At 39.3% G+C, this 25,462-nt stretch carries 28 protein-coding genes; 11 read left to right on the forward strand and 17 right to left on the reverse strand.

What is annotated here, in order from left to right:
* Nucleotides 1–6: 6 nt before the first annotated feature.
* Both arcC and RV04_RS05110 read right to left on the reverse strand, forming a co-directional pair.
* Nucleotides 7–939, reverse strand: a complete 933-nt coding sequence (gene arcC, locus RV04_RS05105; protein ID WP_071857389.1) for a carbamate kinase — start codon at nucleotides 937–939, stop codon at nucleotides 7–9.
* Nucleotides 940–955: 16 nt separating this feature from the next.
* Entirely contained in the window at nucleotides 956–3,961 is a 3,006-nt protein-coding gene (locus tag RV04_RS05110; protein ID WP_071857390.1) for a bifunctional FdrA/YlbE family protein, read from the reverse strand.
* A gap of 120 nt (nucleotides 3,962–4,081) precedes the next feature.
* On the opposite strand from RV04_RS05110, the gene RV04_RS05115 reads away from it, so the two are divergent.
* From RV04_RS05115 to thyA, 3 genes are all read left to right on the forward strand, one after another.
* On the forward strand, nucleotides 4,082–5,677 hold the full coding sequence (locus tag RV04_RS05115; RefSeq protein ID WP_071857391.1) for a PucR family transcriptional regulator: 1,596 nt from the start codon (nucleotides 4,082–4,084) through the stop codon (nucleotides 5,675–5,677).
* Nucleotides 5,646–6,440, forward strand: a complete 795-nt coding sequence (locus tag RV04_RS05120) for an alpha/beta hydrolase (protein ID WP_071857392.1) — start codon at nucleotides 5,646–5,648, stop codon at nucleotides 6,438–6,440. The genes RV04_RS05115 and RV04_RS05120 overlap by 32 nt, the downstream gene beginning before the upstream one ends.
* 213 nt (nucleotides 6,441–6,653) lie before the next feature.
* Nucleotides 6,654–7,529, forward strand: coding sequence for a thymidylate synthase (gene thyA / locus RV04_RS05125; RefSeq protein WP_071857393.1), 876 nt, complete (start codon nucleotides 6,654–6,656; stop codon nucleotides 7,527–7,529).
* A gap of 125 nt (nucleotides 7,530–7,654) precedes the next feature.
* Here thyA and tnpA read toward each other — a convergent pair whose 3' ends face one another.
* From tnpA to RV04_RS05180, 11 genes are all read right to left on the reverse strand, one after another.
* Nucleotides 7,655–8,098: an IS200/IS605 family transposase gene (gene tnpA / locus RV04_RS05130; protein ID WP_071857394.1), complete on the reverse strand. Its 444-nt coding sequence runs from the start codon at nucleotides 8,096–8,098 to the stop codon at nucleotides 7,655–7,657.
* 156 nt (nucleotides 8,099–8,254) lie between these two features.
* Complete coding sequence (locus RV04_RS05135; RefSeq protein ID WP_071857395.1) at nucleotides 8,255–9,490, reverse strand: LlaJI family restriction endonuclease; 1,236 nt, start codon at nucleotides 9,488–9,490, stop codon at nucleotides 8,255–8,257.
* Nucleotides 9,491–9,501: 11 nt separating this feature from the next.
* Nucleotides 9,502–11,286 carry an McrB family protein gene (locus tag RV04_RS13390; RefSeq protein WP_071857396.1) on the reverse strand — a complete coding sequence of 595 codons (1,785 nt, stop codon included), beginning with the start codon at nucleotides 11,284–11,286 and terminating at the stop codon, nucleotides 9,502–9,504.
* Between the two features lie 111 nt (nucleotides 11,287–11,397).
* Nucleotides 11,398–12,636, reverse strand: a complete 1,239-nt coding sequence (locus RV04_RS05145) for a DNA cytosine methyltransferase (RefSeq protein WP_071857397.1) — start codon at nucleotides 12,634–12,636, stop codon at nucleotides 11,398–11,400.
* A complete protein-coding gene (locus tag RV04_RS05150) occupies nucleotides 12,629–13,909 on the reverse strand; it encodes a DNA cytosine methyltransferase (RefSeq protein ID WP_245791048.1) in 1,281 nt (426 codons plus the stop codon). The genes RV04_RS05145 and RV04_RS05150 overlap by 8 nt, the downstream gene beginning before the upstream one ends.
* 118 nt (nucleotides 13,910–14,027) lie before the next feature.
* Nucleotides 14,028–14,444 carry a hypothetical protein gene (locus RV04_RS13500; RefSeq protein WP_245791053.1) on the reverse strand — a complete coding sequence of 139 codons (417 nt, stop codon included), beginning with the start codon at nucleotides 14,442–14,444 and terminating at the stop codon, nucleotides 14,028–14,030.
* Nucleotides 14,372–14,695, reverse strand: coding sequence for a recombinase family protein (locus RV04_RS13505; protein WP_071857399.1), 324 nt, complete (start codon nucleotides 14,693–14,695; stop codon nucleotides 14,372–14,374). Before RV04_RS13505 ends, RV04_RS13500 begins: the two co-directional genes overlap by 73 nt.
* 153 nt (nucleotides 14,696–14,848) lie before the next feature.
* Nucleotides 14,849–15,157 (reverse strand): recombinase family protein, encoded by a 309-nt coding sequence (locus tag RV04_RS13510; RefSeq protein WP_071857400.1) that lies wholly within the window; start codon nucleotides 15,155–15,157, stop codon nucleotides 14,849–14,851.
* The gene (locus RV04_RS13515) at nucleotides 15,154–15,405 is read right to left on the reverse strand and encodes a hypothetical protein (protein WP_071857401.1); all 252 of its coding nucleotides are present in this window, start codon (nucleotides 15,403–15,405) and stop codon (nucleotides 15,154–15,156) included. Before RV04_RS13515 ends, RV04_RS13510 begins: the two co-directional genes overlap by 4 nt.
* The gene (locus RV04_RS13520; protein ID WP_071857402.1) at nucleotides 15,395–15,655 is read right to left on the reverse strand and encodes an SHOCT domain-containing protein; all 261 of its coding nucleotides are present in this window, start codon (nucleotides 15,653–15,655) and stop codon (nucleotides 15,395–15,397) included. Before RV04_RS13520 ends, RV04_RS13515 begins: the two co-directional genes overlap by 11 nt.
* Before the next feature lie 20 nt (nucleotides 15,656–15,675).
* Nucleotides 15,676–15,933 (reverse strand): type I restriction-modification system subunit M N-terminal domain-containing protein, encoded by a 258-nt coding sequence (locus RV04_RS05180; protein WP_245791049.1) that lies wholly within the window; start codon nucleotides 15,931–15,933, stop codon nucleotides 15,676–15,678.
* 187 nt (nucleotides 15,934–16,120) lie between these two features.
* Here RV04_RS05180 and RV04_RS05185 point away from each other — a divergent pair, with 187 nt between their 5' ends.
* The gene (locus RV04_RS05185) at nucleotides 16,121–16,801 is read left to right on the forward strand and encodes a hypothetical protein (protein ID WP_071857403.1); all 681 of its coding nucleotides are present in this window, start codon (nucleotides 16,121–16,123) and stop codon (nucleotides 16,799–16,801) included.
* A gap of 189 nt (nucleotides 16,802–16,990) precedes the next feature.
* Here the strand turns inward: RV04_RS05185 and RV04_RS05190 are convergent, their stop codons facing one another.
* Together RV04_RS05190 and RV04_RS05195 are read right to left on the reverse strand one after the other, a co-directional pair.
* On the reverse strand, nucleotides 16,991–17,377 hold the full coding sequence (locus tag RV04_RS05190; protein ID WP_071857404.1) for an ASCH domain-containing protein: 387 nt from the start codon (nucleotides 17,375–17,377) through the stop codon (nucleotides 16,991–16,993).
* 169 nt (nucleotides 17,378–17,546) lie between these two features.
* Nucleotides 17,547–18,188 (reverse strand): TetR/AcrR family transcriptional regulator, encoded by a 642-nt coding sequence (locus RV04_RS05195; protein ID WP_071857405.1) that lies wholly within the window; start codon nucleotides 18,186–18,188, stop codon nucleotides 17,547–17,549.
* A 144-nt stretch (nucleotides 18,189–18,332) separates the two neighbouring features.
* Here RV04_RS05195 and RV04_RS05200 point away from each other — a divergent pair, with 144 nt between their 5' ends.
* A complete protein-coding gene (locus RV04_RS05200) occupies nucleotides 18,333–19,682 on the forward strand; it encodes an MATE family efflux transporter (RefSeq protein ID WP_071857406.1) in 1,350 nt (449 codons plus the stop codon).
* A 140-nt stretch (nucleotides 19,683–19,822) separates the two neighbouring features.
* Nucleotides 19,823–20,122 carry a YrhK family protein gene (locus RV04_RS05205; protein WP_071857453.1) on the forward strand — a complete coding sequence of 100 codons (300 nt, stop codon included), beginning with the start codon at nucleotides 19,823–19,825 and terminating at the stop codon, nucleotides 20,120–20,122.
* A gap of 49 nt (nucleotides 20,123–20,171) precedes the next feature.
* Here RV04_RS05205 and RV04_RS05210 read toward each other — a convergent pair whose 3' ends face one another.
* Complete coding sequence (locus tag RV04_RS05210; RefSeq protein WP_071857407.1) at nucleotides 20,172–21,197, reverse strand: FAD:protein FMN transferase; 1,026 nt, start codon at nucleotides 21,195–21,197, stop codon at nucleotides 20,172–20,174.
* A gap of 93 nt (nucleotides 21,198–21,290) precedes the next feature.
* Between RV04_RS05210 and RV04_RS05215 the strand changes: the two genes are divergently transcribed.
* The 5 genes from RV04_RS05215 to RV04_RS05235 all read left to right on the forward strand — a co-directional run bounded on the left by RV04_RS05215 (nucleotide 21,291) and on the right by RV04_RS05235 (nucleotide 25,207).
* On the forward strand, nucleotides 21,291–21,677 hold the full coding sequence (locus tag RV04_RS05215; protein WP_071857408.1) for a NusG domain II-containing protein: 387 nt from the start codon (nucleotides 21,291–21,293) through the stop codon (nucleotides 21,675–21,677).
* Between the two features lie 12 nt (nucleotides 21,678–21,689).
* Nucleotides 21,690–22,202 carry a Gx transporter family protein gene (locus RV04_RS05220; RefSeq protein ID WP_071857409.1) on the forward strand — a complete coding sequence of 171 codons (513 nt, stop codon included), beginning with the start codon at nucleotides 21,690–21,692 and terminating at the stop codon, nucleotides 22,200–22,202.
* 106 nt (nucleotides 22,203–22,308) lie between these two features.
* Nucleotides 22,309–23,634: an electron transport complex subunit RsxC gene (gene rsxC, locus RV04_RS05225; RefSeq protein ID WP_071857410.1), complete on the forward strand. Its 1,326-nt coding sequence runs from the start codon at nucleotides 22,309–22,311 to the stop codon at nucleotides 23,632–23,634.
* Nucleotides 23,624–24,628 (forward strand): RnfABCDGE type electron transport complex subunit D, encoded by a 1,005-nt coding sequence (locus tag RV04_RS05230; protein ID WP_071857411.1) that lies wholly within the window; start codon nucleotides 23,624–23,626, stop codon nucleotides 24,626–24,628. The genes rsxC and RV04_RS05230 overlap by 11 nt, the downstream gene beginning before the upstream one ends.
* A gap of 171 nt (nucleotides 24,629–24,799) precedes the next feature.
* Nucleotides 24,800–25,207 (forward strand): hypothetical protein, encoded by a 408-nt coding sequence (locus RV04_RS05235; RefSeq protein ID WP_084405529.1) that lies wholly within the window; start codon nucleotides 24,800–24,802, stop codon nucleotides 25,205–25,207.
* A 65-nt stretch (nucleotides 25,208–25,272) separates the two neighbouring features.
* On the opposite strand, the gene RV04_RS13205 is transcribed toward RV04_RS05235, so the two are convergent.
* Nucleotides 25,273–25,434, reverse strand: a complete 162-nt coding sequence (locus RV04_RS13205) for a hypothetical protein (protein ID WP_169818186.1) — start codon at nucleotides 25,432–25,434, stop codon at nucleotides 25,273–25,275.
* Between the last annotated feature and the right edge of the window lie 28 nt (nucleotides 25,435–25,462).

Here is a 25,462-nt window from a genome sequence, read left to right on the forward strand (position 1 = left end):
GATTTTTTAATAAGAGATTCTGGTTCCAAAGCCTGTAGTAACATTTTTAAGATTTTCAATTGACGTAATAACCGCTTCCCCACCACCACTTTCGACGAATTCTATTGCAGACTCTACTTTCGGTAACATACTGCCAGGAGGAAACTGATTTTCTTTGATATATTGTTTAGCTTCTTGAACTGTCAGATGCTCTAGTTTTTTTTGATTGGGTTGATTGTAGTTTATATATACATTGTCTACTCCCGTCAAAATAATCAAACGATCTGCCTCTATCTCTTTGGCTAGATTTTTAGCCGAAAGATCTTTATCTATCACAGCTTCCACACCTTCGTAATTTCCCTGCTTATTTTTAATGACCGGAACACCGCCACCTCCAACGCAGATCGTGATCACTTCTGCCTTGATCAAAGAAAGAAGGGCTTCTTTTTCAACAATTGATACTGGTTTTGGCGATGCAATCACTTTCCGATACCCACGACCGGAGTCTTCTTGATAGATACCGCCTCCATTTTTCATTTTTGACTCTGCTTCTTCCTGATTATAAAATGGTCCGATTGGTTTCGTTGGTTTTTTAAATGACGGATCATCCTCTGCAACTTCTACTTGAGTGATCACACTGATCACACTTTTATTCATTTTTTTCTTTGCCAATTCGTTTTGAATTGCCTGCTGAATCCAGTAACCAATACTACCTTCAGTCATCGCGACATTGGTATCCAAGTGCATCATCGGCGTTTGCTCAGAATCTCCCGCTTTTTGCTGGATCATCAAATTTCCGACTTGTGGTCCATTGCCATGACATATCACGACTTTTTCTCCTAATTGAATAAATGAAACAATATCTGAAGCGACTTTTCTGACAACTTCCTTTTGTCCCTCATCACTAGGGACTTTATCTAATATTGCATTTCCACCTAATGCAATGACATTTAAACTCATACTTGTCATCCTTTTCTTAATCTATTTTTATACCAAGTGATTTTGCATAGGCTTCTAGAGCTTGCTCAAAACATTCTATTGGCGCACGAACCGTTCCTGCGCCCACCTGTCCTGTACCAGCTTCTTTGTGAGCAATTCCTGTATTTATCACTGGAGTAATTCCTGTTTCAACTACTTTTCGAACATCGATTCCTAGACAAGTCCCTTGGAAGTCCCAAGTAGGAATCGTCCATGCGGGATTATGGCTAATGCAGATCTTTGCCATTTCATTGGAAATATCCAATGCATCTTGGAAACCGCCCGCACCAACGAATCGAGTTACTCCCGGTGCAGCTACCATCGCCATTCCTCCCACACCGATTGTTTCTGTAATAGAACTATCCCCCATATCTGGATTGCCGTCTTCTTCAGAAAATCCAGTGAAGTAGAGACCCTTCGGCACATTTACGGGTGCAGTAAACCACTGATCACCGGTTTCCGCGATTCTTACACCAAAATTGACACCATTTCGAGATAATGTGGTTACAACTGTTCCCTTAGCTTCTTTTCTAGCTGTATCTACGATGGATTTGCCTGCCGCCATCATAATATTTAAGAAAAATTGATCTGTATCTGCTAAAAACTTCATTACTTCATGTTTATCATTTTCATCTATTGGTAGTAGTACAATCGAAGGGGCAATCTCTCTTAAAAAATTTAGTGATGCCGCAAAATTTCTTTGATGAAACTCATCACCCATCGTGATTGACCGTGCAATAAGAACACTCAAATTTATGCCATTTTCATTCTGTTGTAAAGCTTTTGAAAGTGTCGGCCCCAAAACATTCTTCATCCAATTTAAACGAGTGATCACTTCATCTGAGTACGCACCAAAACGAAGAACTTTTCCAATTCCTTCATTCATCGTACAATATCCTACCGAACCATCTAATTGGTTTTCGACAACAAATACCGGCATATTCCCCGAAGTTATGCCCCCCATAGGGCCGACGGCATGCACTTGATGACAAGGAATAAAACGTATCTCATCCGCCTCAATCAAAGCTTCGACTTCTTTCTCATTTTTTGCCCAACCTTCAAAAATAGCCGCTCCAATAACCGAGCCTTGCATCGGGCCTGTCATTTCCTCCCAATTGATGGGGGGGCCGGCATGAAGTAATGTTTTAGTCCTCTCATTTAATTCAGGGATTACCGATTTTGCTGGAACTACATTTCTTAAGAAAGGTTGGGCATTTCGAATCTTATCTATTACTTTATGGTTTTCTTCATTAATTTGATCTTCATAGTCATCTAACGCATTCAAAATTTTGATCATCTTTTGATTTCCGCTAGCTCTAGGTTTCCAATTGAACTGTTCAGACTTACCATCAAAATCTAAGATAGATTGATTAAAACTAGAAAGACCTACATTGATAATACGTGGCTTACTGTTAAGCAATTCCATCACTTTAGGACTTGCTTTCGGGACAGCTATTTTTTCACCATTGTAAACGATGGTTTCTTTTGATACTTCGGTTAGCTCTATCCCTTTTAAACTCAATGCAGTTTGAACCGCTTTGGCATTACTTTCAGCAACTAAAACGTCGTTATCTAGCAATCGCTGGATCGTATTTTCATAACCTTGTGGATCTTTGTCTGTGCCTACAACAGTTGCCACAAAATAAATGTCGCGATTTTCATTTTTAGCTTGGAGTTGTGCAGCTTGAATAGATGGAAGTAACGCCGCCACCATATCTTCATGTGCCCCATAACCGAGAACGATATCAAGTAAAATTACTCCGGTAGATTTATCCGCTGAATACTCTTTGATTTTTTTAATACGTACTTCTGGATCAATCATTGGGTGTGGTTTGCCCTGAGTATATCTATCATCACCTAAATCAATCACGTCATATCCCTGGGATTTCAAGATAAATCCCTCTTGTTTTACTAAGCCTTCTAAACCCAGCGCTTCAGAAAGCAACATTCCCGCTTCAGCAGCCAATGTACCACCTGAATACAAGCCCTTGATTACTTTATCGTCCGCTAGCTTTTTTGATGGTTGTTTAACCGGTTCAAAATATGTTGGTTTGATTTTCACTGACTTCGCCAAGTCGACCGCGATTTTAGCAGTCTCTTCTAACGTATGTGCCAAATATACTTTTCCTTCATGAGCAGTTGGTTTTTCTCCTAAGAAAATGGCAACCACCGGTTTTGTGATACTCTGTAATAGTTGAACAACCTCATCACGTACTTCCTTTGCTGGCGGTTTTGAAATGACACAAATCACATCTGTGGGCTCATGATTTTCCAAAGCAATAATTGCATCTTTAACCGTAATAGCCCCGACTTTATCACTTAGATCTCGTCCACCCGTTCCAATCGCATGGACAACTCCATTTCCAAGACGATCGATAAGAGTCGTAACTTCTTGGATACCTGTCCCAGAAGCTCCGACGACCCCAATATTTCCGGGTGTGATAACATTAGTGAAGGCTATTGGCAGACTAGAAATAATTCCCGTGCCGCAATCAGGTCCCATCATCAATAAGCCTTTTTCATGCGCTAGTTTTTTCAACTTTACTTCATCTTCAATTGGGATATTGTCTGTAAAGGAAAAGACGTGAAGGCCGCTTTTTAATGCCGTTTCCATTTCAACGGCGCCATATTCACCTGGAATACTAAAGAGCGCCATATTTGCATCCGGTAGATGATCAAGTGCTTCTGTCCAAGATTCCGAGGATCGTGTTTTGGTTTCTGATTTAGTTGAAGAGAGATCATTTAAAAATTTATCAACTTCGGATAAAACATTTTCCATAATTCTTGAACTGCCACTGTCTACCACCACCATCAAATCATTTGGTGAGGCCTGGCTTGCTTCATCCGTTAATAATCCGGTATTTTCTAAAATAGCTTTATTGGCATTTGTCCCCATCATAATTTGACTCATGCTCACACTTTCCATCTCGTTGATCCGATTGGTTAAGAGCATTAGGTTGATAGAATCTTGATAATTATTCTTTAAAATAACAGTTTGTAGCATCTTGTTCTCCTGCCTTTCTTCTACAAAATTATTGTAAAATTTAAAGAAGGCGTTTACATCGGACATAATTCTAAAAAAATGGTATTATTTTTATCTATAATGCGAAAAAAGGAGAATTCGATGAAATTAAAGAGCTTATTGTCGCTAGGTGATTTAAAAACAAGTAAACTACTGACTGATGCAATTGGTCTAGATAATGACGTTGAATCTGCCATGGTGTTAGAGGCTTTAGACATAGAACATTGGAGCAAAGCCAATCAACTTATCCTCACTTCCTTTTATGCATTTGAAGGGATTACGGAAGAAAAATTGGAAGATTTTTTTTTCAAAATGCGAAAAATTGGGATTAGTGGTTTAGTGATAAAGATGGATCGTTTAATTAAGACCATTCCTGAATGGGTCATCGAATTGTCTTTTAAATATGAAATTCCCTTAATAAAAATAGCCCACGATGTCAGCTATGAAAAAATTCTTTTAGCGATCTACGAACCCTTGCTCAATTATCAAACACATATTTTACGAACTTATTACGATGTCCGCCAGCGATTCACTAAATTAGAACGACAATCTCCCTCCTTTAAACGGATAATGGAGGAATTTCATTCATTGATCGGTGTCCCTTGCAGCTTAAAAATAATCGATAAGCAATTAGATTTTTCGTGTGGAGAAATCCCAGACAATCAGGTGGTTACTGACCGCATCGAATTTTTTGGTGGTGAATTTACAAGGAATGATTACACTCAGTTGACTCTTTTTTCTCAGCATACAGGAAAAAGCCAACAAGCCTTAGAGGTCAGCTTATTCAATCCTTTCTCCAATAATTGTTTATTGCTCATTTATCATGATCACAAAGAAATAAAAGAAACAGATTTAATGATCATTGAAAATACAGTCGATGTGCTTCAAGAAAAATTGAACACCGAATTTTTACTAAAAAAAGAGCGGTACGAATGCCTAAATAATTTAGCAGATGCTATTTTACAAAATACCCCTGAAAATCCTGAGGAGTTGAATAGCCTTCTAAAAGAAGCAGATATGAACCATCATAAGTTTTATCAAGCGATCGCTTTTTCTACCAAAGACATCAACAACAAGCTCCAAAAGGATAAAGTACTTAATTTACTAAAACATTTGAAAACGCATTCTATTTTTTTTGACCATCATAATTATTCGTTAATCCTTTTCAATTTTGATCAAGATACTGCGCTTACTAAATCCGCGATCAGACGTGTTCTTTCAACAGTACTAGAACAAAATCCCTCGATGACGTTTGCAGTCAGTGAATTAAAGAAAAAAAATGACTTAAAAGAAATTTTGATGGAATGCTTAGATATTTTACATTTTAGCGAACAATTTTATCACGACGACGTTGTCGAATTGGCAGACATTGGTATTTTCAGACATTTTATCCGGAATGATCAATTGGGATTGATCGAAGACCTAGTTCCTGAAAAACTATTGATTTTGGCTCAAAATAATTATGACCTATTTGAAACCTTATACCAATTCTTACGAAATAATCGGAATTATAAACAAACTGCTGAAACTATGTTTTTGCACTCAAAAACGATTCGCTATCGCCTAAGTAAGATTGAACTTTTTCTGGCGATTGATTTAAATGACCCTTTACAAATGATGAATCATGAAATAGGAACGTATATCATCAAGATGAGGAGAACTGCTTTTGAAAAAACAAATCCAACTCACAAACGGTAGTAACGTCATGCACTATTCGAACGCTCCTGACACTAAATTTGTCCTGTACCTGCATGGCGGGGGCTTGGTTTATGGTTCAAAAAACGACCTACCTAGCGAACTCAAACAAATTTTTTTAGCTAAAGGATATACAATCCTGGCTCTCGATTATCTATTAGCCCCTAACAGTACTGTGGAGGAAATTATTGCTCATTTGAAGGAAAGCGTTCAACAAATATACTTAGAAATCGTAGGGACTAATCCTCTCGGTATTTGTGGGCGTTCTGCAGGTAGCTTTTTGATGCTTCATTTGACTAATTGGTTGATCAAGACGACTCGACGACCAGCTTTTCTAATTAATTTTTATGGCTACTCCGATTTAATGTTTAACGCCGAAAAACGAAAACTGATCGATCAGGCTATTCAGTTTGATCAAATAAAAAATATTGACCAAACTAGTCCTGTTTGGGACGATCCATTATTCCAAAGATTTCCACTTTATCATTATGCTGTACAACAGCAAAAACTTATTTGTTTCTATGGCTTAAAACAAGCCACTGAGTTGGCGATCAGTCCCCATGACTTGCAGACTTTTCCGCGAACATTTAGTACAGCTAGTACGACAGATGAGGAAGTTCCCTTCATTTATAGCAAAAAAATAAGTGAGCAGATTCCCGAAGGTTATTTTCAACCAGTGTATTATCTGCCACATGATTTTTTAAAACTTACTCATAGACCCGAAGTAATTGATTTATTACAAGAACTTAAAAAATGGCTCGCATAACCCACTGATCTTTTGATATTTGTATCCTTGATAACGATCTTCATTTTTGATCACAATGATAAAACTAGTAGTAATTTCAGCAAGCGCTCCTTTTTGACAAAAAAATTTGTTTTTATTCAATAACTCATACGGTATACTGTTAAGAGATTATTTTATAAAAATTTGCTTTAACTATGTTAGAATCTAAAAAAAGCAAAAAAGAGGAGATTTCTTGTGACTGAATATACTGGCTTCGACAAAATTTATCGTGACATTGTCATGGATATCATAGAAAACGGGACGGACCAAGATCCAGCTTTAGTCCGGGCCAAATACGCCGACGGTAGCCCCGCTGCCACTCGTTTTATCCAAGGCGTCAATTTTAAATTGAAACCAGAAGATGGCATCCCGATCTTAAAATCAAAACGGGTCTTCCAAAAAACGCCTTTAGTCGAGTTGGAGTGGATCTGGCAAGAACTATCTAACGATGTGACCTGGCTACAAGAACATAAATGTAAAGTCTGGAATGAATGGGCCGATGATCAAAATACGATCGGTAAAGCGTACGGCTATCAATTAGCCAAAAAATGCCGTAAACTTCCTGACCATGAAGAAAAACTCAATCAAGTCGAATACGTCTTGCATCAATTACAAAACAATCCCGGTTCTCGCCGCATCATGACGAGTCTGTGGGATGTTGATGATCTAGATGATATGACATTGGAGCCCTGTGTCTGGGCCACTAATTGGAAAGTCAATAACGGCGTACTAGATTTACATGTCAAACAACGTTCCGCTGATATGGCGCTCGGTCAACCATTCAATACGTATCAATATGCGGTACTTCACCGTTTGATCACTGATCAATTGGACTTAGAATTAGGCACGATGCACTGGACGATCGATGATGCTCACGTCTACGACCGCCACATCGATAACTTAAAAGAACAATTAGCAAAACCGATCCCAGCAAGCGAACCAACACTCGTTTTGCCGGATAAATACGATGAAGAAGGCAAGAAAAAAAGCTTCTTTGAACGTCGATTATCCGAAGTAAAACTCGAAGATTATGAAAATAATGGTGTCTATAAATATGAGATCGCGGAATAATAACCCATCCACCCGTTTTCACGGGTGGATTTTTAATCCCCCTAGAAGGGGGCTACACTCGCGGCCCCTTAAAAGGGGCTTTTTAAAAGACTACCACCCGCTCACCTTCGCTCATTTCATTCTCTTTATTTTTTAAATGAGTATACGTACTCTCTTTTACCTATACTATCCCGAATACGATCATCCGCTTCTTGTTCACTAATATATTTCTCAATTGTCTTTTGATTCAACCCTACTGTACTCACATAGTATCCCTTTGACCAAAAGGATTTGTTTCCATATTTATATTTGAGATTTGCATGTTGTTCATGAATTAATACAGCACTCCGACCTTTCAGATATCCCATAAAGCTGGATATACTCATTTTAGGCGCACCCGAACTAGCATATGAATATTGTTGTACTTCTATGATTTCCACATCTTTCATTTCACATAACTTCCTTAGTATTTCTCCAATGTCTTTTCGTAATTGCCCATAAATGACTTTCCGTCTATACTTTGGTGTAAAGACAATGTGGTACTTACAATTCCAATGAGTATGTACTAAACTTTTATCGTCATTTGACATGAAAAAACTCCTTTCGATACAATGAGCGGTTGATAGCCACTCACTAGTATATCGAAAGGAGTTTTTTATCGCTAAAGCTACTTCATTCACGCGTAGAAACGCGCAGTTTTCTTGTTTCGTACGCTTTTCGCACGAAACTGACTAAAGTCTTTAATGTTATGAGTTGATTCTTTCTTCGATTGCGGTCGCCAATTGCTGAATGCAGTTAGCCGATTTTCCAACCCTGTTATGCATTAGCGTCCTAACATCCATCACAATACCTTGAACTCTATCATACTTTTTAATATCAGTTCCTTGTCGCCATTTTCCAGTAGCCTCACCTATATTTTCAAATATTTTCTGAGTATGGAATTTGTTTTCCTTGCTATTGTACGGCATTAGAAAAGCATTGAAAATTTGATCTGAATCTACTCCCATATGCTTATCAATGTATTCCCCATATGTGATTTGTTTGTTGATTGATGATGAATTTGGAAGATGGTTTGCTATGCCAGTGATACCATACCGATAATACTTGGCATCAAGAACATATACCTTGTCTTTATACAGCATGATTGTATCAGGCTGTAATGCTGAACTATCCTGATTGTTCCCGTGTCTCAATTTCCACTCAGCTTTAGGAAAATATCTGTCTTTATCGCTTTCTCCAAATACTCTATCAATCAATTTTTCCCAAACATATTCAAATCGATCAGTTCCAAAATAAAATTGTTTTTCATTAGGACGTTCATCCATAAACTTAATCATATCGAGCATGGCCTTAAACAGCGCTTTATGCTTGTCGTTATAAGTATTTGAAAGTTTATCATTTAGCGTATTAACAAACAGGCTTTTATTAAATTCAATATCTGGCTGCTCAGGCATATTGGGAACATAAAGCCAACCAATCTTGTCAAAGCACTCATAGACACAATATTTGTGTATTTTTGTGATGAGCTTGCTCTCATTCAGAGTCGATGCTTTCACGGTCATTTGAGTGTAGACGAATGAACCATTTTGTTGCACTAGAGGCTTTTGTTTCTTAAATGTCTTAGACCAATCAGTCTTCCCTTTAGTTGAAGTTATATAGATATTTTCCGTTTCAGTGTAATACTCGTACCTAAGATAGTAGTTGATTACTTCCAGATATGCATTTATCGGAAAATCCACCGACTGTGCGATTTCAAATTTCTTCATTTGAAGAACACGGTCTTTTTTCTCTGTATACTCTCCAAGGACTTTGAATAAATTTTTAATATCCCTACGGATTTCAGTCTCGTTTTCGGACAACTGATAACCTACTGGGAAATAGACTACTGCATCTTCTGTATCAGCCTTAATACCAACGAATGTATCTCCATCTTCATTGGTATTAACATGGCAACGTTCTTCAATGCTGATTTTACTCGTCATAAAATCACCGCCTAGTCTTGAGTCCCGGGTGTGACTTTATTATCTAAAAGAATATCTTTCAATGAAGCTGAAAAAATATTAAATTTATCATCATTCTTGGAGTCAATGAACGTACGAATAACTTTCTCTAAACTATTGAATTTGGCAACATCGAATATCTCTTCTCGTGTGAACTTAAAAGCATCATCCCACAAGTACTTGATAACCTTTTCAGGGAATAATCGCTTATGGCGCTCGTCTGTTCCTGTTGGTTGCAAATCAGAAATATGAATAAAATGAGTTCCAAGGCGCTTGTCTTCAGAAGATGTCATCCGAACGTTTTTATCGAGAATAATATCATTAATAGAGGTACAGAACTTTTTCCATGTAACTGACGTATCCAGAATCTTAGTATTAGCTAACCCGTCATCATCTGATTTGAACTCATTTTCAATTAAGCGCATATCCCATCTACGTTGGAATGCAGTATCCAAAGTGAATACATTTTGGTCAGAGGTATTCATAGTACCAATGATTGAGAGATTGGCTGGAATACGGATCTTATGCCGTTTATCACCATAAACATACTCAGCTACATCAGTATTGCTGATTTCATACTCACTCGTATGAAGTGGGAAACCGTCATCATTAGATAAATCAATCTCCGTTTTCCTGTCTAACAACTGGAAAATTTCACCAAATATTGCCGGGGCATTCCCACGGTTGATTTCTTCAATAATCAAGAAGTGCTCTACCATTGGATTTGTATACGCGTCTTTTAGAATTGTAGTAAATGGACCGGGAGTAAACCTATAATTTACATTTTTATTACCATTTTTGTCCTCATTTACCACAGGTAAAATTTGACCAACAAAATCTGAATAAGTGTAGTCTGGATGGAATACTAATCGTTCTCTTGGAGAATCCTTTTGCATGTACTCGTGTTCGATTGTATAACTTTTACCCGCACCTGGAACCCCATATAATAAGGTGTTCATCCCTACTTCTGCGCGATCAACGAAATCATATTCATCCGTCCCATATTCCTCTATTTCTTCCCCAGACCAATCAACTAACTCAGGAGACTGTATATATTCTTTGTACGACATCTCTAAGTCTTGCCTGCTCAATGTGGTATCCACAATCCAATACTCATCATAAGTGATGATGTCGAAAAGTATTGCCTTATCCTCAGTCGTAATATCTGTAAATGAAAGACGTATCGTATCAGAATCAATTTCGATATAGTCAAGTGGCTCAATCACACCTAACAATTGATTAGTAAACCTATTAGAATCCCCCCCGCTGACGTTAACGTTTGTGTTGAAGAAATCAACATTCGGTGTAGATTTAATAGCGTCATGCAAATCTCCAATGGATATTCCCTGAATCGCCGTACTATCACTTCCAAGAATGTAGTTCTTGAATTCTTGCTTTGTAATGCCTACATTATCCTTAAACTCATAAGAATAAAATAGTAGCTTTACCAAAATCCGTAACGGAGCAATCTGTTGTTGATTTTGTACTTCTAGCTCATAATAATTTTGTTTATCAGCTTTCGGATTGGGAAATTGTAATTTTTTTATAAATTCACCAAGCACATAATTCCATTTCCCCGTGAGTATGAGATCGACATTATGGGCACCCTTATATAACCCAAAATAAAACAAGTAGACAGGATACCAGCCATTTTTTGCCTGTGCTAGCGACTGTGACGGATGATTCCAGTTCCCATATTTCAGATGATTTGCAACAGCAACTAAGTTTTCTTTAATAGACTTAAATCGCATGTCATTAGTAAAGTGATAAAAAATCATAATCCACACCTAATTTCAACGTTTTTCTTTTCATTATATCACGAAAATAGCCAGTATATACCCAAATTTATAAGGTCCATTGACAGTTGTCTCTGGACCTTTTCTGTATAACTAAAAATACTTTTTATAAAAGATTCTAACCGCTTGTGCCAAGGCCTCTGCTAATTTTGGCGGAACAGCGTTCCCAATCATCTGATACGTTGCTCCTTGAGATCCAACAAACTCAAAGTCATCTGGGAAACTCTGCAAACGTGCCGCTTCTCTAGGTGTTATAGTCCTACTTTGAGCGGAATCATAGTGGATAAACCTATTTCCATCCTTGTACAAATGAGCAATTATAGTGGTGCTTGGCTTATCTGGTTTGAGAACATGATAACGATGAATTGGTGAACTCGAACCAACCTTTTCCTCGTACACTTTACTCAATGCCTTACTATCCGAGTAAATACCTGTTCCTTCCTCAAGATCTTTCGCGAGCATGTGGAAGATACCGATATCCCTTAAATTTTGATATCTTGGTTTCTGGCCACTTAATGATGCGCCAGAATCAACAACTGGTTCATAAGCAATTCTATTTTTATGACTTTCTTCATCCCTAATTGGGACAAATTTTTGAAGATCTCCAATAGCTTCTTGAACCGTTGTTTCTTTTTTGCATCTTAGGCTTGGAAGTATAGTTGAATAAAAATCCTCAAGGTAGTTCTGAATGTTTTCAGGATTATCAACAGAGTCAACGTGAACACCCACAAGAACCACCCTTTTTCGAGACTGTGGGACACCATAATCTTTGGCATTAATCACCGCCCTCTTCAAATCATCAAGAATCTCATAACCGATACTTTTGAAACCTGATTTTACTAAATCAGTAACTTTTCTTCCCCCCGGTTGAGCACTTAGCATCCCCGGTACATTCTCGAAGACAAATAACTTGGGCTGATACCTACTAACCACACTCAAATAATGTTCAAACAGATAATTTCGATAATCATCTTGCATCCCATTCTCATCTCTTACGCGACCAGCTACAGAATAAGCCTGACATGGTGGACCTCCAATAACCATGTCAATCCCGTTCGATTTGTTTACGAAGTAATCTAAACCTCTACTATCCCCAAACTTTGCATCTGACCATCCATTGAAGAGCTCATCTTCTCTTTGAATATCAAAATGTAAAATTGACTCATCGGCTTCTTCATAACCCCACCGTGTCTTCATTCTATGTCGAAGAGTATCAACTTGAGGCTTAAGCCATTCAACTGCAGCTACTTCCTTATAATTCTCAGCTTGCATAAATCCTTCGGTTAACCCACCAGCCCCAGCAAATAAATCCAAATATTTAATCTCAGACATTCATAGTTTCCTCAACTTTCGAAAGTAATTCCTTAACTTGAAGTCCAACTGCCTTCCCGAGCAATGGAGGGACGGCATTCCCTACTTGGCGATATTGTTGAGATTTATTACCATAAAAAATAAAATCGTCTGGGAAACTTTGGAGCCGTGCGCTCTCTCTAACAGTGGGAATCCTATTCCACTTATAATGAAAGTGTGACCGATGACCAGTATTAATAGTTAATGATGGTCTTTGACTATGGTAGCGAGTTAATGCTTCATTGTACTTAAACATCGTATTGTATGGTGCTGGCAATGCTCTAAAGTTCTTACCTTCTGGAACCATGGCAATTAAATCAATTGTTTTTTGTTCATGTTGAGTACCTACATGGTTATACAATTTATCTGAGTTAGCACGCATAAGTTCTTCGTACATAGTTCCAGCAACGTTCGGATATTCAGCAATTTCTGTTCCGAGATCTTCCTCCAATGATGGAAGATCCCCAATTGCTTGTTCACAGGTGATGTAACTTTCAGGCTCTACAAACGGAGTCGGATATTCGAAGTTACCATATTCAGGTAACACACCAACGAAAAATACTCGCTTCCTAATTTGAGGAACCCCAAAATCAGGTGCATAAAGGATTTTTTTCTGCATATTGTAGCCAAGGTCAGTGAAGTCATCTACAATACGTTGGGCTCCTTTACCATCAAATAGTTTCAACAAGCCAGGTACGTTCTCAAGAACGACCACTTTTGGCTTAGTCATATTGGCAAACTTAACCATCGCCTCATATAATGTATTTCTTTCATCGTGTTCGTTTCGTGGACCAGCGAGAGAATATCCTTGACAAGGAGGCCCACCAATCAATACATCGACCTTTATGTCTCGTTCTTCTAGGTAGTCGGTGATATGATGCAAATTATCGTGGTTAAATAAATCCAATTTCATGATATCTGCATCACCGTGATTTTCCTTAAATGTTTTTAAGGCAGCATCGTCAAAATCAATTCCAAGCACAACATTAAAGCTTGCATCCATAAAGCCACGTGAAAGACCACCCGCACCCGAGAAGAGGTCAACCACATTCAATTGCATGTCATTCGTATTCAATTTTTCTCTTCCTTTATGTTTAATACCGTATTCTAAACACTCACGAATTCTTTCTTGAGCAGTTTTCCCAGGGAAAAACAAATCTAGCTGCTCAAACACTTGATCCGGAACCTTAATTCTTATCTCTTTCCCTTGGATGGCATTTCTGCCAGAACCTGGGCGAGAACCGCCATGATTCATGTGAACTCCTCCAATCAGTAATACCAATATTGAAAAAGTGTCTTTTTTTCAATATTGGTATTTTACCAAAATTAAACCTCGTTGGGAACGTTTTTTGCTTCATATTTACATTTTTCTCTCAATTCAATCTTTCAAGCGTTTTTCTATCATCAACTATGTAATGATTCAGGGTCCATCTCCTATTACTTGGTGTCCACTCATCCATCTCAACGTTAAATTCCGTCCCGTCAATTAACCGAACTTCTAATATTCTGTCTTTACGCACCAAGATTTTTTCAATATTCATTGCCACGTCTGCCCTATTAACGCATCGAAACACATTAAGATGCTGGCCAATTTCCATTCCAAGAATCTCTGATAGTTTCCCAATAATATCCTCCCGTTGCATTAGTATCTGCCGAACCACCGTACTCAGCATCAATCCTAAATGCTCATCGTAGATATGAGGCGTGCCGCAAGCTGTCAGATGCTTGCACACTGCCACACTCTTGTCCGATATCGGTAATTCTTGGCTTTCGGGCTTGTCGCATGCCAAGTTCTTGGTCCATAGCAAGAGCCACATTTCCCACAGATAATTTTCCTTGCCAGAACGTCTGCAGTAGATCGCCCAGTTAAATCTAGCGAATTCACATAGTCAAACACTTCTCGAGAAACAATGGCTTCATGATGCCCTCCAACAAAATATTGCGGCCGTTCACCTTCTTTCTTCTTTTTGCGTTTTGTCAAAAAGTATACCGTATAACTCTTCTGCAAGGGTGCATCACCCTTATATTTCTCGTTCTCCAAAATTTACCTAACCATCGAACAACTAAAATCTTTCCCGGTTAGCGTTAAGATCTCCAACATCTCCAACTGGTTCAACCGTTGCTGAATCCGAGTAAGGGAAGCCGAGCACTGCCCTGGCAAACATCGCTTTAGCGACAAGCGCCTGTTTCTCATTCACCACAAATTCTCCATTTGCCCCCATGTCATAGCCCAAGATCCGCTTGAGAACCTCTTCATTTGCCCCCATACCACATTCTCAGACAGACTTCGGCTTTCCTCTCGCACCAAAATCGACATCAGCGTTATGACAAACTCACCTTTGGCACCAAGCGTGTCAATTCCTTCTTTCTCAAACCATCCACCAACACCGATCGATTTCAGCATCCGAATGGTCGTCAGCGTATCCACCGTGTTGCGGGCAAAACGGCTGGTGGATTTCGTGATGATGTACTCCACCTCGCCATTCTTCGCTTTCTCAATCATCTCCTAAAAGGCATATAAATTTTTGAAAGATGTTCCGCTAATCCCTTCATCAGCGAATAGCTCGGCAAACTCTCAATCCTCTTTGCTTTGATGAGCTTGGTGTAATGCTGTTTACGGGCAGTCTGATTATCTTTCTCAGTCGATACTCGGGCATAGGCAGCCACCTTCAGTTTGCCAATTTTCTTTGTAGCTGACTGGATTTTTGGGAACTTGGTTGGTTTAATTTTTATGATTTCCTTATTTGCCATACTCTGACTCCAACTGCCCAATGATAGGCTGATAAAGGTTTAGCAAGCGGTTAATAGCCATTGCGTGCTCACGCTTGTTGATGATGCCCGAAGAATACAAATAATCGACCATCATTTTTGATAGCCGATAATCCATTTCTGACCTTTTGATTTGTGTCACTTCTGCTGCCTCAATCGCTTGTTTGACATTCCAGTTGGTACGATTACCAGTCAAACCCTTCGAGCGAAAGAACGACTTTACTGAATCCACTGAGACATCCAGTTGCTTGGCTATTCGTTTGTAGCCACTAAGTCTTCGCGTGACTCTTCATCTGACAATAGTTCTTTAAAAAGCTGCGTTTGTTTTTCTACCGAGTCATATTTTTCTAGCGATTCATCTGCTAATAATACAACTTGCTGTAGTAATTTATCGGAAAGGTATTTATAGAAGATTAATCCTAATAGATAGTTTTTATATTCAGAGGCGTCCATTTTGCTACGAAGATTATCCGCTGCACTAAATAAACGTTGATTCAATTCTGCGCCCATTTTATAAGCTCCTTTTTCATTAAATGCGTACCTTCTTATTTTACCATTTTAGTGGCATTAATGAAGGAGAAAACAGCGAGAAGATCTGATTCAGATAATCATTGTTATCTTAGAAAATAAAAAAGAACTTTATCCTTCAAAAAAATTAAGTTATAGTAATTACAATCAACTTACAAAGGAATCAATTATGAAAAGAACTCAAAAACCTTTAAAAAAGAACACTTCGACTCTAACCAAGATAATTATTTTTTTATCTGCTATTATTATTTGCCTAATTTCTTATATTGTCACTGCCCATTTTATTCATATCCCTCGAACACCTACTACAGCTAGCCCGACATACATGAGTGAAACCAAAAAGGCTACTACTAAATCTGAAATATCCGACATTAGTTCCACAAGGACGAGTAGTTTTGATGCGACCACAAGCAGTAGTAAAATACCTTCTTATGAAGTAGAATTTCCAAGAGGAACGGTGTTGTTTGGAGAAACTAACAATCAAAAATTTGCAATAACCACCTATACAACTACTGACGAAATCGTTATTGCCTATAGTCCTAAAGGAAATTATTCGGCTGATGCTCACATGGGAGAGGTCGCAAATTTTATTACTACTACCGTCTCTACTACTAATATTCAAGTAACCGAGGAAGGTGTCACTAAAAATGTAAACGTAAATACTGAATTAAAAATTCCTGAAAACACGGTTAATACGCCTAGCATTGACTTCTTTACACCTTTTAATGGAAATGATACAAAGATTTATGCCTATCAAAATGATGATGGAAAGATTGTTTTAGCCTTTACCTCTAATGGCGATCATGAGCCATTCATCGCTATTCCTTTTACTGAAAAAAGCAACGAATAATTTTTTACAATGAAAACTGACGAAAGCTCAAATCAGATCTAATTTGAGCTTTCGTCAGTTTTTCTATTCTAGATTGTTTCAATCAGTAATTTAATTATTAGCTTCAAGACAACTACTCATGCGAATTATGTAAATTTTCGCTCTCATTAAATAAAAAAAAATTCATTTCAAAGAAGATGCGACTGGTGATTAATCCACCAACGCTTCATAATACTGATCAAAAAATTGATCGGTAACATATTCTTCACCGTCAATTACTATTATATCTTGTTCACATGGGTACTCAATTAATGAATCATCAACATTGAAAAGCCTCTGCTGTCCCTTGACTGGAAATGGTTTGATGCAGCGAATATTATCAAGTTTCCAGGCATACGTACCATCGCTTAATTTTTGACAATCCGTTACTTCTACCACTACTATCGCATGTCGTGAGATAAAGCCTTCGATTTTTTTTGCAGTGGCACAAATTAAAAGATCGCCACGATGCTTCGTTGGCCAAGTACGATATTCAAATACTTTTTCACCGGTGAGGACCTCCCAGGCGTAATCCGGTCTCAAAGATAACGCTCTCATTTGTTATCACTCCTAATTCATTGATACATTGAGCATAGCATTTATACTATTTCGTCACAATAAATTAGGCAGAACACTCGCCGAAAATATCAATTATTGTTATATCTAGAAATACTTTGCCTTATTTTATTTACAACAAAAGCCCCTCAAAAATTTGAGTGGCTTTTGTCTATTCTTTTCCTTTTATCAGTTCTCCCAAGCCTTCCACAAAAATCATTAGTCCCCATTCAAAAGCTTCCTTGCTTCCTAGTGTGTCTAAGACATCGCTTTGCATGATGCGGGCGATCGGTTCGTCAGAGGCATAATCGGCGAGTGATTGTTTTTCACTTTCCGGGGTTACGTTAACTTGGTTTTCTTTTTGGGCCAGGTAGTCAATCTCAAACGAAATGATGTAATTCATCAAGGTATTGATGCTGGTGAATTTTTGTCCATCTGTTAATGGTTGGTGATCAATGACTTTCAATAATTCATTGTTTAATTTCAATAACTCGGGATTATTCGGCGTAGTCCGCAAAAGTAAATGGGCGGAATAGGGGTATTTTCGTAATTTTTGAAAAAGGATCTCCCCATAAAAGATTAATTGTTGTTGCCATTGATCGGCCTTTTTCACTTCCTTCAATCCTTCTTGGATCACTTGTGACGCAAGTTTATCAAAAATTTGTTCTTTGCTTTTTACGTACCAGTATAGCGATGGGGCTTTGATATTCAATAGCTGGGATAACTTGCGCATGCTAAAGTTATCGAGTCCTTCAGTTGCTAATAATTTCCAGGCAACATCTAGTATTTCTGTTTCATTCATTTTATTTTTCAAACCACGTTCACACTCCTTCTACTTGATTATACCAGAAAAACTAACAGTGTTAGTTTTCTCTTGCATCTTTTATTAAGAAGTGATAATCTAACAGCGTTAGTTAGTCTAACGGTGTTAGATTTATTTTGAAAAGAGGTTTTTTAAATGGAACAAATGATGGATGATTCAAATGAATATTTATTGAAAGAAGCTCCGGTGAAAAAGGCGGTATTGAATTTATCGGTCCCTATGATGATCGGAACATCGGTCGGGGCGATCTACAATGTCGTGAATGCTTATTTTATTGGTCTCTTGCACAATACGCAGATGATCTCCGCTATTACGATCGGCACGCCCGTATTTATCGCATTAATGGCCATTGGAAATATGTTTGGGGTTGGGGCGAGCACGTATATTACCCGCTTGATTGCAGTGAAAGACACTGCAAAAGCAAAAAAAGTAGCGGGCTATGGTTTCTATATGAGTTTGATCGTGGCTCTTTTATTGGGAGCAATCGGCGTTGGTGCAATCAATCCTTTATTAAAACTATTAGGTGTCGATGCGGCAATGCACAGCTATGCGCTGCAATATGTCGTGACCTTGTTAGTCACAGGCTTTACCACGACGATCAATTTTACCTTGGAACAAGTCGTACGTTCAGAAGGCGCGGCAAAGGAATCCATGTATGGCATGATCATCAATGTCGGAGTGAATTTGATTTTTGATCCGCTCTTAATTTTATTTTTACAGTTGCATGTGATCGGTGCAGCATTGGCGATTGGCGTTGCTAACTTAGCGTCGATGCTCTATTATCTTTATTATTTATCTAGCAAAAGCGAACACTTAAAAGGTTTTGCTACGCACATTTTTTTATCGATCAAGGATCAAATCGAAGTCTTGAAAATCGGAGTTTCTGAATTGATGAATTCTGGTTTTATGATTATTTCCACCTTACTCTTAAATGTCTATGCTGTTCGCTATGGCGATGATGTGGTCGCAGGTTTTGGGATTGCGACACGTTTAGTCCAAGTCCCACAATTTTTGGTGATGGGAATTTTCTTTGGCGTGATTCCTTTATTTGCCTATAATTATTCAAGTAAAAATAAAGAACGCTTAACTGCTAGTTTTAAAACAGCTTGTGCTTTCATTGCCTTGATCGTCTTCATATTTGTCTCATTAACGTACCTTTTTCGGTATCCGATTTTAGGCATATTCACTAACAGTTCAAGCTTGATTCAAGTTGGGGAATATATTTTGACGGCCTCTCTTGCGACCACAATTTTCAATGGCTTTGCAGGTTTAATCTTAGGAATGTTCCAAGGAACCGGCAAAGGGTTACCGACGATTATTATCTCGATTATCCAAAGTTTACTGATCATTCCGATCATTCTTTATATGAATAACAACTTTGGCTTGCATGGACTTGTTTGGGCTTCTACGGTGACTGAATTTATCGCCTTTTTGATTGGGATCGGTTTTTATCTCTATTACCGCAAAGACTTTCGAGCGATCTAATAATATGATGACTGGTTGCTCCTTAATTTTCCTTTACGTTTTGCCAGATTGACTGTTATATAAGCGAATCGCTACTGTTTTGAGTGGATTGCTAGTACAATCAACGTTTACGACAATTCTGGAAGGGTTTGATGATTGTCATGCCAAAAATAAATCGAAAGTCCCATGAAGTTGAATCAGTGCTGGAAGAAGATATTGAGATCCAAGGGAAACGATTCCGTTTGTATTTTCAAAACCGCTACACGATCCTTTCGTTAGTCGTCGATCTCTTGACCGGGTTCTTTTACATCATCGGGAGCATTGCTGCTCTGGCACCAATTCCCGATCGCATCGGACTCTATTTTTACCTTATCGGCTCGATATTTCTGACGATCCGCCCCATTTTGCGCATTATCAAAAACATCTTTGTCTACGATGATTGGAAAGAATCTTCGAAATAAAAAAAGCAGTTCCTATTTAGGAGCTGCTTTTTTTACGGAATAATTTTACTTAGTTCATTTGATAATCGGTCCCGGTTTTTTGCTTGAAATTATTTTTCAAACCAGAAGTTTGATAGATTTTTTGATCTTTCGTAATAAAAATCGCTTCAGTGGCGGGCAATTCTTCGATCAAAGCTAAGCCGTTAGTTAAACCAGCCGTAAATGCGACAGTTGATAAAGCATCGGCCGTCAGTGAGGAACTGGTCATGACCGTCACACTCATTAGCTGATTATCGATCGGATAACCCGTGGCTGGATCAAAGATATGGTGATAATCCGTACCTTTATTTTTCAAATAGCGCTGATACGTACCCGAAGTAACAATCGTTTGATTTTTAGTCGCCACTTCTCCGATGATCGCATTGGCTTGTTTAGGATCACGGATGCCCACTTGCCACCGTTGGTCCTTTCCGCGAGGGCTATGGCCTAATACGTAAACATTTCCGCCTAAATCTAAGACCGCGGTCGTAACGCCTGCTTGCTTCAATAATTTGACGATATTGTCTGTAGCATACCCTTTTCCTAGCGATCCGATGTCTAGCTGCATGCCTTTTTTAGTTAGAAAAACCGTTTGTTTTTTTGGATCTAATTGTACCTTTTTATCGTCTACTAACGCGCGAGCAGCACTGATTTCTTCCGCATTCGGGGTCTTGGCTGCTTTTGAACCGATTCCCCAAAGTTCGGTCACCGGTCCGATCGTCAAATCAAATTTTTCATAGGTTTGACTGAATTGTTTCGCCGTCGCTAACAGTTCATAGGTCTCGGGCGCCACTGGAACCGCTTCTATACCTGCGGCTGCATTGATTTTACTCAGTTCAGAGGCTGGATCAGCAAGATCCCATTGAGTGTGCAATTTTTCCAATTCTTCGAAGGCTTCGCTTAGAGCCGCTTTTTTCCCGCGATCATAGACTTTTATTGTGACGGGCGTGTCGAAGAAAAAGTCCGATTGTTCATCCGGAGTATCCATGACCGTTTTCTGACAACCACTCAAAAGCAAAATACTTAAAGATATCAGTCCTGCAAGAATTTTTTTCATCACTGCCTCCTTTTTAATTTGTTTCTTTTATCATAACGCGTCTGGTCAATAATTACCAAGATCCTATGATAAAATGAAGGTGGAGGCTGGATTATGAAAAATTTGAAACGTTATTTTAACTGGAAAGACCTTTGTCTGATTTTAGGCCTGTTTCTGTGTTCATTTATTCCTTTACTCTTTTTTCGTCAACCTACTAATCCGTCAGTCATCGCTGTGCTCAAAGTCCACGGTCAAGAAATTCAGCGCTTTGATTTAACCAAGTCGGCTGGGGAGACTTATCATTATCAGTCTGAGAATGGGGAATCGAATCTGATCGAGATCAATCATCGGCGGATTCGGATCAAAGAAGCAAATTGTCGCGACCATGTTTGTGAAACGGTCGGCTGGATCGATCAGCCGGGACAAACAATCGTCTGTCTCCCGCACCAACTAGTGCTTGAAATCCAAACTGGAGGTGACAAGCACGGATCGATTTATTGATCTGTCTTTCTGATGAATACTTTACATAAACATGTTTTTATCGCTTTATTGGCGGCCCAAGCAATTTTATTGAGCTTGATCGAACGACTGATTCCCCCCGTCTTTGCTTTCGCTCCGGGCGCTAAGATCGGTTTAGCCAATGTCGTGATCATTATCGCACTTTATACTCTGTCGACAAAAGATAGTTTTTTCTTAGTGGTGCTGCGCTTATTGCTAGCGACATTATTAGGTGGAACGGTCATGGGGTTATTGTATGCAACGGTCGGTGGGTTATTGAGTTTTTGGGGAATGCTTTTGTTAAAACGTCTTCCTGCTCCTCATTTTAGTGTGGTGGGGATCAGTGCTGCCGGTGGTTTCTTACATAATTTAGGCCAATTAGTCGTTGCAGCATTGTTAGCTAAGACGTGGACGATTTTGTTGTATCTACCAGTGTTAGGAAGTATCGGGATTGTTTCCGGTATTTTATCGGGAATATTAGCCAAACTGCTCTTAGATAAATGGCCCCATTTATCACATAAATCATAATGCCGTCAGCACTTCAGTTGCTGGCGGTCCTTTTTGTACTCAGGATATTCCTTTGTCCCACTGTCAAGATATGCTACGATAAAAGAAAAGGTTAGGAGGACACGTGATGAAAATCCATGATTTCTCTGGTGGTTTCTTTTTTGAGCCTTCAACGAAACAATTGAAAAAATTATTCGCTGTAAAAAATGAGAACGTTTTTATATTTGAACCAAAAACAGTCACGATCCCCTTTGATCAACACATCGGTGCCCCCAACGAATTGGTTGTCACTATCGGTGACAACGTGCGGCAAGGACAGATCATTGCCAAAAGCAGTGCCGATATCAGTGGACATGTCCACTCTTCAGTCAGCGGAACCGTGTTAGAAATTTTAGAAGTCCCGACTTTTGACGGTGAGACCCAACGTGCGATTAAGATCCAATGTGCAAATGAGAAAACCTTGCCCGAGTTGATCCCAGCAGATTTAGCGCCCGAAATCGCGGTGCGTCATGCTGGGATCGTTGGTCTAGGCGGTGCTACGTTTCCAACGCATATCAAACTCGATCCGGCCGATCATATCGAGATCGAAGCCGTGATTTTGAACGGTGCCGAGTGTGAACCCTTCTTAGCCTCAGATGACTACTTGATGCGCTATGAAAGTCGCAAAATCTTACGCGGCGGTGAATTAGCACGCCAGATCATCGGAGCAAAAAAAATCTTGGTTGGGATCGAGTCCGACAAACCAAAAGCCTTAGCCGCCATGAAAAAAGCGGCCAAAGCGATTCCTGAATGTTTCGTCTTTGCTTTACCTGTAAAATATCCACAAGGTGGCGAAGGTCAACTATTAGAAACACTGCTAGCCAAAGAATCCCCCATTGATGGTCGTTCTGTCGAGACGGGTGGGTTTACGATCAATGTCGCGACTGCTTTTGCGATCGCCGAAGCCGTTGATGCACGTAAATCGCTGACGCATCGTTATGTGACGATCACCGGAGATGTCGCTGAACCAAAAGTGATTTCCTTTCCTTTAGGTAGCAGTGTCGGAGATTTGATCGATTATTGTGGCGGATTTATCGGGACCCCTTCACGAGTGATCCATGGTGGACCGATGATGGGCAAAACGATCACGAATTTAGATTTTCCTTTAGCTAAAGGTAGTAACGGCATCATCGTCTTCAATCAAGAACATGATGGCAAGTTGCCTGAATCTCCCTGCATTCGTTGCAACCGTTGTGTGACGGTTTGCCCCGTCCGACTTGAACCGCAATCGATCGATTTAGCCTATCGCAGCGGTGATTTGTTCACTTGTGATCAATTGATGGCTGAAGAATGTATCAATTGTGGCTGTTGTACCTATGTCTGCCCTGCTCGACGCGACCTAGCTGCTAAGATCAGTGCTGCTGGAAATGAAATCAAATCACTAAAAAAGGAGTTGGCCGCCAATGAAAAATGAGTCGCTGACGTTAACTTCTACAAGCTCGCCGCATATTATTGGAGATGCCACTACCCGTGAGATCATGAAATGGGTCTTGATCACATTGGCACCCATTGTTTTAATCTCTGGTTTCTTTTTTGGTTGGCGAGTGTACTTGCTTTATCTGATTGCAATTGTAACTGCCCAACTTTGTGAGCTTTTGTGGTTTAAATGGACCGATAAACCCTTGACTTGGGACCTTAGTGCCATTGTCACTGCTGTTTTGATGACTATGAATCTGCCACCGACTGCCCCTTGGTATTTCCCAATGATTGGCGCTGCATTTGCAATCATTGTCGTCAAAGAATTTTTCGGCGGACTAGGCTATAACTTCTTAAATCCCGCATTAGGCGGCCGCGCATTATTGGTTGGCTTGTTCTTTTCGGAGATGTTCAAAATCAGTTGGCCCAACCCGCCGTTTGACCGGTTATCCCCCGATGTTGTTTCACAAGCAACACCGTTAGCAAGGTTAAACGATCAGCAATCCTTGACCAATCACGAATTAGTTCAAGCTTTTCTCGGCAATATTGGCGGGCGCATCGGAGAGACTTGCAGCATTTTGATCATCTTAGCTGCTATCGTATTGCTTAAAAAGAACATTATTCAGTACCACATTCCAGTCATTATTGTAGCAACGGTCGCGCTAGGCGCTTGGCTCTTTGGTGGAGATACCGGGCTGGCGAGTTGGCAAACGGTACTAGGTCATGTACTCAGTGGTGGATTATTATTAGGCGCCGTTTTTATGGCGACAGATTATGCTTCTAGTCCCGCCAATAAGTTAGGCGAATGCCTTTTTGCTTTTGGAATCGGTCTCTTGATCCTCGTCTTTCGTTTTTTAGGACCAACGAATGAAGGCGTTAGTTATGCGATTTTGACAATGAATTGTGCCACGCCTTTGATTGATCGTTTGTTGCGCCGACGTGTGTTAGGTGAACCAGGTAATCGAATCATTAACGCCAAACTAAAACGCTAGGAGGAGCAACTGATGACACTTACGATTCGACTCGTATTCTTTTTAGGTTTGTTGTGACTGACTAGCGATGCAGAAAAAAAGCCACCAAAAATTGGCAGCAAACGACCTAGTAGTTTAGCTAAAAATTTACTAACAATTTTTCTAGTCAGTGGAATTGCTTGGCTAGGAGGTATGTTATTTTGGTTTTTTGATTCCATTATCGGTGATTTCGGCAACCAAGTCGTGACTTTTCCGACGATGATTGGTAGTTGCACCTTAATAATAGCCGCTATCGTCTGGCTGATCAGTCGCCCATGGATTCCATCAGAGATGCACGCAGTCTTATTAGTTTTGCCGTTCATTCTGAATCTGGCATTGCTACCCACGATTTTTTCAGCGAATACTTTTTTCTATCAATACAATCTCGGACTGCTCTTCTTCTTTGTTTGCGGAGGATTGTTCAGCGGAATCAAGGAACGCATAGCGATCGCTCCGATTCCGAAAATATTAGCCGGTTGGCCGATCCAATTGACTGCTTTGTTTTTGATTTTTCTCAGCTTGTCTTTTTTCCACGGCGTCTTTTTTGATACGATTTTCTAACGTCAGCTATTTCATGAGGATAATCAAAAAAAGATCGAACCCTGAAAATTCAGGGTTCGATCTTTTTAATTATTACCATAAGTTTGATAATTCACCATTCCCAATGTGGTCGTGAATAGTCGTGATTTAGCTGCTAATTCGATCTGGATTTTTTCAAATTCAGAAAGGGTGTGTTTCTTTTTAGCCGCGGTAGTTTGTTTGGCTTGTTTATCAAAGATTTTTTTCATAGCTGTTTCCTCCCTGAAAGTCAATTGG

Source organism: Enterococcus hermanniensis, from assembly GCF_001885945.1.
Taxonomy (GTDB): domain Bacteria; phylum Bacillota; class Bacilli; order Lactobacillales; family Enterococcaceae; genus Enterococcus_A; species Enterococcus_A hermanniensis.